This is a genomic window from Pseudoalteromonas sp. SG44-1 (assembly GCF_014164315.1).
GTDB classification, from domain to species: Bacteria; Pseudomonadota; Gammaproteobacteria; order Enterobacterales; family Alteromonadaceae; genus Pseudoalteromonas; species Pseudoalteromonas rhizosphaerae.
On record NZ_JACJEW010000046.1, the window covers coordinates 26,194 to 34,860 of the forward strand.

Below are 8,667 nucleotides of genomic sequence, written 5' to 3' on the forward strand. Positions count from 1 at the left end.
GCCCCTACTGTACCGAATTATTATTCGACTGCGCATATTGCGGCGATTTCGAAAACAACGAGTTCGGTAAAGCAAACGAAGTCAGCATATATTTTGAGAAAATACCGCTATTACGCCCTGATTTTAAGGAAAACTGTACTGTTAATTGCTGTTCTGACTTATCGGTTAGTTCCCATGTAGCTAAGAACTCAGTGCCTTTTATCCATTTTACATTAGCATTATTAAGCACTTTAAGTAGCGCCCACGGACCATCTTGCTCAATCGAAATTCGATTGCCTTTATTATCTAAACCATAAAGAATCGCTTTTTCTGCAGCACCACGACCAGGCCAAGAAAAGTTACGCCACTCCTCCGGCTCATTACGATAGCGATAACCTTGCTCTGAAAAGCCTAAATAAGTTTCACGAATGCCTCTTTGTGGTACTGGCATCATCTGAAAATTAAAGCCCGCAGAATCTGCGCCACTAGTAAATAGTGAACGTGTTACTTTATTTGCTTTTGTTAAACCATCGAGTAATTCTTTACTAAAGCCAATACCAACACCATTCCACTGTTTTTCTTCCCATACGCCACGACGTACTTTCATAAAAGGTTTCAGTTGAGTGTTAGTAAAGTTCCATAATATGCCCGACTCAGTGTTTAAAAACTCCGACACATCAGCAATCGCGGCATCAGGTCCATTTAGGTTAAATGGGTACTTTCCTGCGATGCTGTTGCTGTACATTGTATAAACTTGGTTTTCCCACTCTTCATTTAACTGGCTTCGTGCTTTGGCCATAATTGTGGCTATACCCGCTTGTAAAGGCGCTTTGAAAAGAGTATCCAACGTTTCTTTTGTTTGTGGGTCTAAAGCACGTGTTTGGCTTTCAATGATGATCCATGAAGACTGCAAAGCATTGGTTTGATTATTACCTGAGAGTAAATCTTGGACAAAAATCATAGCTTGGCCATCATCTTCATTACTCGCCGCCATCGCTTTTATGTCTGAGTGGATGCTGCTTAATGAACTAATGTACTGGCCCATGTAATCAGAACTGCGCTTATTATCATCGTTTTGTGTAAAACGGCGTAAATCAGCAAAGCGAGATTCCAGCTCTGGCGCTCTAACCGTACTCATTTGTGAAAAATCAGGGCTGTTCATAGCTTGTTTAGCTAGCTTTCCTTTTGCTGCTTTTTTCTGCGCAACGTCGGCAGCACCGGCAACTAAGGTCGCAATTTTGTCATTATTCGCGGTAACGGCTGAAGGTTCGTCAGCAACCATTATGTTATTGTTCACCAGCATCATTAAATCTATCAATGGGCCATCGTTTGATGAAAGGCGAGCAAAATCAATACTTGCATCGTTTAAGTCTCTAAACGCTGGGACTTGAATACTATTTAAGAATTCGAACCAAGTATTACCGTAATCCTTAAAGTAATAAGCACGCATTGCTTTGGCTAAGGACTCAGCTTGTGCTTCATCTACAGCATTTTGCCCTTCGTCATTACTGGTGCCCATAACCCAATCGCCTGAGAACACTAACCGTGAAATACGTTTAATTTCAGGATATACATATTCTTGCCAACCAGCATTGGTATATACATAAGGAATTGCATAGCTACTTTTTAATACATCACGGTTATTAGCCGACATAAACTGATTAAGCTGTAATGCTTTTTTGCGCTCAGCAAAGCTTGTTATCACTTGCTTATACAGAGGCTCAGCTTCAGGTTGAGTATTTAAACTTTCGCGCGCAGTATAAATTGCGGTTTCATTTGCTTGCCAAAAATTAATCTTCCCAGGATGCTCTAGATCAGTACCTAAATTAGCTAAGTACACATCTAACAACGCAGTTAATTGACTATAAATGGGTGTATCTTGTTGCGCTGTTAAATCAATATTAAAGTGATTACTAATAAAACTAAGTAGCTGCTGTTTAGCAAATTCATCATTTTTATGTTCGGGGTGTGTGCTTAGCATTAAATGTAATTTAAGTGCTTCGTAATAAGGTTGTCGAATACCTACGCGTGACTCCGGCTCATCAGAGTTCCAACGACTTTCATACTGTTTTAATTGTGCTAACACCTGTTTTTCAGCAGGAAGTGTGATCAATTGGTTTAACTGGTTAAATAATACATTCGCGACACTTTGAGTTGTTTCGTCACCTTCGTAAATACCAAAAATAAAATACCAAGGTAAGCTTTTTTCATAACTTACAAGCTCCTGATAATGCTCAAATAATGCAAGTGTTGCAGCTAGCTTTTGATCCGCCTTCGCCTTATTTACATTAACTTCAACCACCGCTTTCACGCGTGCTTCGCCTTGGTTAAGCAATAACTGATTACTGGTGTATGAGGTAATCAATAACGCTGTAATCGCCGCTATTGAGGCAAGCCCCGTGGTTACAGTTAAACCTTTTAACCAACGACCTACTAAGCGCTTTTTACGATTACCCCGAGTTAAATCTTGTAGTTTAAAAACAACATCATTAAAAACGCGATTAATAAAATAGCTTTGGGTGATTGTTTCTTGTTTTTGTTCAACCACAACCGCGCCAAATTGATCGCGTACACCGTTGGTGATTCGCTCAATTGGTGTGCCCTCTTGTGTACCTGAGGTAAAATACACGCCTGCAAACCAAGGAACTTCTTGGTACGGATTCGCTTTAAATAGCAAGTTTACAAATTCGGTTAGTTTTGTTGAGGCCGATTTAAACTGATTAGGAAAATCAAGGATCAACTGTTTACGATGCTCATTTCGTTCACGGGCCACTTTACTTAAACGTTGCTGGCACAAACGTTCGTATAATTCATCCATTCTGAGCTCGAACATTTCAGCCGGATCGGTTTTTTGGTCTTCACTAATATCAAGTAAATATGCGCCCCACACTTGCTCGCGCTCTTTTTCAGATAAGTCATTAAAAAAAGGTTCAAAGCCACTAATTAAATCGGTTTTTGTGAAAGTGATATAAACAGGGAAAATAACACCTAGTTGCGTGATCAACTCTTCAATACGTTCACGGACTAACTTTACATGCTGGCGAATTTCTTCACTGTCAGAGGTTAAAACATCAGCCACACTAATTGCGACCATTACGCCATTGATAGGTAATTTTGGACGGTACTTTTTCAGTAAATTTAAAAATGATAACCACTCTTTGTTTTCTGATTGCTCAGTTGTGTAACGTCCTGCGGTGTCAATTAAGATCGCTTGATCTGAAAACCACCAATCACAGTTACGTGTGCCACCAAAACCTTGAATATGCAGTTCGCTAGAGTTTGAATACGGAAAATGTAATCCAGAGTTAGCAAATAAAGTACTTTTACCGGTCGCTGATGGACCAATGATCATATACCAAGGTAGTGCATAAAGAGCCGTATTACCACTATAGCCAGCGCCTAAGTGCGATGCTTTTAATGAGCCTAACGCTTCTTGCATTTTTTCTTTTATTTCATCAAGCTCAGCACTTGAGCCCGCATTGTGATTTGCAAGTTCAGAAGCTAACTTATCGCCAGAACGCTTAGTCCATAACCAACGAGTAAAAATAAATAAAATGAATACCGCCGTAACTGCTCCCATAGCAATCAGCTTTTTATCAGTCGTGTCTAAGCCCACCATGCGCCCAGCAAACCAAACAATGCTCAGCACTGCAATTAGACCGATCAACTGTCCTGTGGCGCGAGATGACACTAAGCCCAGTAAAAAATGCACTAGGCTACTTTTATTTACTCTTCCTTGCATGGTATTGCCTTATCGTGTCTCGTTGGTTTTATTCAATTGAGTGAGTACTTCCACCTGATTACTTATGGTTTGCGTACTCTGTGTAGCCTGCTTGTTGATCACAAAATGAAAGCCTGCAAATAGGGAAGCGATTGAGCCTAAACAAATCGACAGAATAACCCAATAAGGGACATTACGACCGACTTTCATAGCAAACCCTTCAGCAGGTACGCCATTATCAGAAAGCAGTGCATTAGGCGTGCCTTTGACATCTTCAATTTGTGCACGAATGTCAACTATCAAAGCTTTAAGCTGTTCTATTCCTTTAACTTTATAGATACCTTCAAAACCCAATTGCAAACAAATATAGTACACTTCTAACGCCGCAAATTTATTTTCACCGCCAGTACGCAAAGTCGCTAAACGCTCAAAAAACTCTTCACCTGCACGGTTATTGCCAAAAAACTCTAACTGCAGCGGTCGTGACATCCAGTCCATACGAAAATGCGCTCCGGAGCTCATTACAAACTCATCACACATTGCAGTAAGAGCAAATTTTACTTCTTGCATCACACTAGTCGTCACTTGTTGGGCATAACAATTACGCTCAAACTCATCAAAACTATTTAATAACTGATCACGAAAATCGTTCAGCTCAAGATCGGTTGATTGCTTGAGCTTTAATGGCGATAACGCATTTATAACCGGTGATATACAGGCGATTAAATCTTGTTGTTGTGATTGTTGTTGCATCATTTCACCTAACTTAATTGCGTGCGACAGTAACTATTTCGATTTGCGCAGCTTGCAAACCAAATGGAATAAATAAACTTAACGACTGCTCTTCGATTATTTGCTGCCAAATGTAACCATGTGATTCAAGACGGAAATATTCATATCCACTCTTTATTGCTAATTTATTTGGCGGCCGTTGGCAGTGAGTTAGCTGAACACCTGCAAGGGCTGATGAAATCATAATATCGAGTTTTTCAGTTGCGCCAACTTTAACTTGGTCGCTAAATGTTTCAATCCACTTGGTATCCTCAGCTTCAAAATAAACCGCTAGATAAAAGTCGTTATGCTCAAAAATTGCTGAGTCAATAGTCGCAACCTGATGAATAGCATTGGAAACTTTTTCAAGTTTAAGGCCAGCCATTTTCTTAGGCACAACACCTTCAAGTAGCTTAGTTAGCAACTCATCTAACTTACCAAATACATGGCTGAGTTGTTTATGCTGATAAGGAGGGACTTGGTTTACTAAATCACTGTGTTCAAACATCGATACAGAGCTGATCAAATCAACCAATTCACAGTACAAACGCTCTGGATGAACTAATGACAAACTTTTTAAATGATCCAACCGCTTTGCTGAAGGTGCCATCGCATTAAGTAATAAAAAGCTATTCATCTCGTTTGGACCAAAGTCAGTCACTGAACCAAAGTTTTTCCTGCGACTAAGCAACACATTGACTTTCGCATTCACTAAATTTGCGGTGCGATTTAATAGCTCAGTTAAATATACCGAAGCACTGATATTTAACAGTGGTGGTACAAAGTGTTTATTAACAACAAAAGAGCCGTCTTCTGCGCGGACTATTTTCAAACACGCTAAAGTATCAAAATAAGTTTTTACATCACTATCTGTTAATAATATAAATTTAGGGTGCGCTATCAGCACTTCACGATTACGTGCAGCATCATGATCATCATTTAATTCAATATAGTCTGCATGATAGGCACTGAGCTGACCGGTTGTTGCATAACCCTCAATATTACTAACGATTTTATTGGCAGCAATCGCGATGTAAATAATCACTTCATCTAGGTTAGGATCTAATTCCAGCTTTAATTCGTCATGTTGTTGGCGATCAAAATCAAGTAATCGACCATTTTCAAGTAACAATTTGAAGCTAGTAATTTTTAATAGCCCACGCGATAACGCTGACTCATCAATTGCAAGATGCTGGATACCAAACACCAATGGAGAAATAAGTCGCTGTCTTACAATTTGATTTTGCTCATGATACTCATCAAATAACTGAAAATGGTGTTGTGCTAATAATACACCTTCAGCCCAGACGGGTTTTACGGGGGCTTTAGTACTCATTACTGTGCCTCATCCACGTCAGGCAACTGCACTTCATTATTTGTGATCAGCACATCTAATGCAGTCGATAATTTAACCGGACCATCACCTAGTTGATAATACGTTTTCCATTTATCTCCTTGGCGATCTCTAAATAACGCAACAATTGCCACAAAACGAGCATTTTCAGCTTGTTCAAAAGCGATCGTTGTTTTTTCAGCAGGATTAATAGTGCGTTCTTCTAACGTGATCAATGAATTTGCTAATACTGATTTATCTGACTTCCAAAGTTCTTCAAACGTTGCTGTTTTAAAGCTCTGAATATCAGACAATTGATACACTCTGAGAACCACTGGAAGTGCTTCATCAAACTGATTTAAATTTAAATTATCTGTTGCTGTAATGTCTAACTCTACATTAGTGCTCATGCACGCAGTGAGTGACATTAACAGCACAGCTAAGATTACTTTATTTATTGCAAAACGCATTTAATACCTCATTAGATATTTTAAAATTGATTATTCAGTTTTTACAAAGGATCTCTTCATAAACAGGGCAAATAACCCTATTAAAACGCACTGACGCACAATCGGACCAGCGATTGCCATTTAAAATTCTAGAAAAAAAGCCTGAACTTTTATTTTCTTGATTTTCAACAGCTAGAGACTTGATGACAACATGATCGATTGAAGATATTAATTTAGAATTTAAAACTATTAACTCTTGAATATAACTAGATATATTTTCATTAATTAAAATAATGTTTCCATCGTTCTTTGGAGGATTATTCAAAAAGAAGAAAAACTGATCTATAACGGATTCAGAAAAAACACGATGCGCAGGAATACCTGTTTGATCTAGTAAAGAGGAGATGTTGCAGGTTAGAGACCAAGCCAAGGAGTAAAGGCTATCAACCTGATTTATAAAATCTTTTTTTCTCATTTCATCATCCTTGATTTAACTTAGTCAGCTTAAAGGTGCACTAACGCGGTAATTCTTCAGTCCTTAGAATTAGCGCATGATACAAACATAGTTGTTAAAATGTCAACTGAATCCAGTGCAAAAACACAACTATTTATCAAATAAAGTTGTTCCAAACAAAAACAACAACACCATATAATTTTAAAAATGAACATATTATGAACCTATTTACATATACTCTAAATATCGTTAATTACAAATATTTTATTGATTATCGTTAGAGTAATGTGTATTTTTACACGCATTATCGACCAAGGTAGCCAAAGGACAAGGAAATGTCTCAATCACGATTATTGTTAGATATTAATGACAAAACAATGAACGTAACTCAGGTAAAAGGGATTGAACGCTTAAATAAAAGCTTTGAGTTTGACCTGATTTTCGACACCCTCACTGATGAGCCTTTAAACGATTTACTATTACAGTCGGCCTTAATTACATTTGTAAATAAAGACAATTACTATCGCCACCAAGCAGGTCTCATAACACAAAGCACCGATCTTGGGTTATTCAACAACAAGCGTCGCTATCATATCGTCATAAAAGATCGATTGAGTACGCTAAAAAACACCTCAGATAGCAAAGTATTTATCGGCGTTAATTTAAAAGATGTTTTACACTACCTAGCATCACAAGCCGGATACTCTCAAGGTCAAGTAGATTTCAGAGTTACCCAACCGTTTGCTGATATGTCTCAGTGTGTACAAGCAATGGAAAGTAATTGGCAGTTTTTTCATCGTTTACTGGCTTCCTATGGTTTATTTTATTGGTTTGAAAGCAAGGACTCGGCTGAAATACTGGTGATAAGCGACAGTAATTTAAATAGTCCCTACCTTGAGCGCGGCGTTTTAGAAGTTACCAGTAGCGCTGGAATGAATAACCAACACAGAGAGCAATTTGTTGGCTTTATGCATGCTCAACTTACTGAGTCTATTTATAACAATACTGCAAACAGTGCAGCCTATGGGCAATTTAATACCGTTGCCAGCAATAGCCAATCATTCTTTGAACCCTGCGCGTTATCGCAATCCGCCGCAACTAATCAAGCACAAAATTTTAGTAATGCACTAGCAAGTTTAAATAAAGTTATTAGCTTAACCGGTAACGTATGTGATTTATTTGCGGGATGTTCGATTTCATTAAGTGATAACACCGGCATTGGTAGCAGTGGTGACTTGCTCTGTATCGCAGTCGAGCACTACAGCGAGCAACCAAGTGACGAAAGTAGCCATGAAGGGCTCTCTAAATACAGTTGTAAAGCGCAATTCATTGAACGAGGAACACCATTTAAGCCACTCCCTATTCCCCATCAAGCAAAACCAATGGTCTTTCCTGCCAAAGTAGAATCACTGACCGGCAATGCATTTATTGATGACAACGGGCAATATCGAGCCCGCGTTGATTTTGACAAAAATGCCAGACCACTAACGCAGTCAAGCCCTGCTTTGCAAAAGTTAGCGCTGTATGCATGCCAAAACCAACCTCAGGCCACTGGATGGCACTTTCCACTCGTCGGTGGTTCAGAGGTACTAATAGGCTGTATTAACAACGACCCTAATCACGCCTACATTATGGGCTTTGCACTAAATAGCGATCAACCAAGCGTAGTAACCGCCGCCAATCCAACGCATAACCGATTATTAACCGCAGCCCACAACGAACTACTATTTGATGATGACGACAATGAGCCAAAAGTCATTTTACAAACTCTCGCCAGTGAACATTACTTTGAGTTAAATGCTAAACAATCAGGCCGCCAATTTATCGAATGGATCAGCCAACTTGGGACGATAAACTTACACGCCGGGCGCGATTTATGCCTAGAAACCGAGCAAAACAATGTACAGTTTGTGATAAAGAACAATCAATTTATTGATGTTAAAAATGAACTCAAACAACA

6 protein-coding genes are annotated in these 8,667 nt (G+C 38.9%); 1 reads left to right on the forward strand and 5 read right to left on the reverse strand.

Annotated features, from left to right (window positions below):
* Positions 1–4 precede the first annotated feature (4 nt).
* The 5 genes from tssM to H5187_RS17915 are packed head-to-tail and all read right to left on the reverse strand — an operon-like array spanning position 5 to position 6,728.
* Entirely contained in the window at positions 5–3,721 is a 3,717-nt protein-coding gene (gene tssM / locus H5187_RS17895; RefSeq protein WP_182798122.1) for a type VI secretion system membrane subunit TssM, read from the reverse strand.
* Positions 3,722–3,730: 9 nt separating this feature from the next.
* The gene (gene icmH / locus H5187_RS17900) at positions 3,731–4,456 is read right to left on the reverse strand and encodes a type IVB secretion system protein IcmH/DotU (protein ID WP_257326852.1); all 726 of its coding nucleotides are present in this window, start codon (positions 4,454–4,456) and stop codon (positions 3,731–3,733) included.
* A 10-nt stretch (positions 4,457–4,466) separates the two neighbouring features.
* Positions 4,467–5,807: a type VI secretion system baseplate subunit TssK gene (gene tssK, locus H5187_RS17905; RefSeq protein WP_182740570.1), complete on the reverse strand. Its 1,341-nt coding sequence runs from the start codon at positions 5,805–5,807 to the stop codon at positions 4,467–4,469.
* Complete coding sequence (tssJ, locus tag H5187_RS17910; protein WP_145242499.1) at positions 5,807–6,274, reverse strand: type VI secretion system lipoprotein TssJ; 468 nt, start codon at positions 6,272–6,274, stop codon at positions 5,807–5,809. Before tssJ ends, tssK begins: the two co-directional genes overlap by 1 nt.
* Before the next feature lie 34 nt (positions 6,275–6,308).
* On the reverse strand, positions 6,309–6,728 hold the full coding sequence (locus H5187_RS17915; protein ID WP_182730837.1) for a hypothetical protein: 420 nt from the start codon (positions 6,726–6,728) through the stop codon (positions 6,309–6,311).
* A gap of 314 nt (positions 6,729–7,042) precedes the next feature.
* Between H5187_RS17915 and H5187_RS17920 the strand changes: the two genes are divergently transcribed.
* Positions 7,043–8,667 (forward strand): type VI secretion system Vgr family protein (locus H5187_RS17920; protein ID WP_182798123.1); only part of this gene is annotated, 1,625 nt, incomplete at its 3' end.

Bases quoted from the DNA above. Each gene is read 5' to 3' on its own strand.
- tssM (WP_182798122.1), bottom strand. From the start codon at position 3,721: ATGCAAGGAAGAGTAAATAAAAGTAGCCTAGTGCATTTTTTACTGGGC.
- icmH (WP_257326852.1), bottom strand. From the start codon at position 4,456: ATGATGCAACAACAATCACAACAACAAGATTTAATCGCCTGTATATCA.
- tssK (WP_182740570.1), bottom strand. From the start codon at position 5,807: ATGAGTACTAAAGCCCCCGTAAAACCCGTCTGGGCTGAAGGTGTATTA.
- tssJ (WP_145242499.1), bottom strand. From the start codon at position 6,274: ATGCGTTTTGCAATAAATAAAGTAATCTTAGCTGTGCTGTTAATGTCA.
- H5187_RS17915 (WP_182730837.1), bottom strand. From the start codon at position 6,728: ATGAGAAAAAAAGATTTTATAAATCAGGTTGATAGCCTTTACTCCTTG.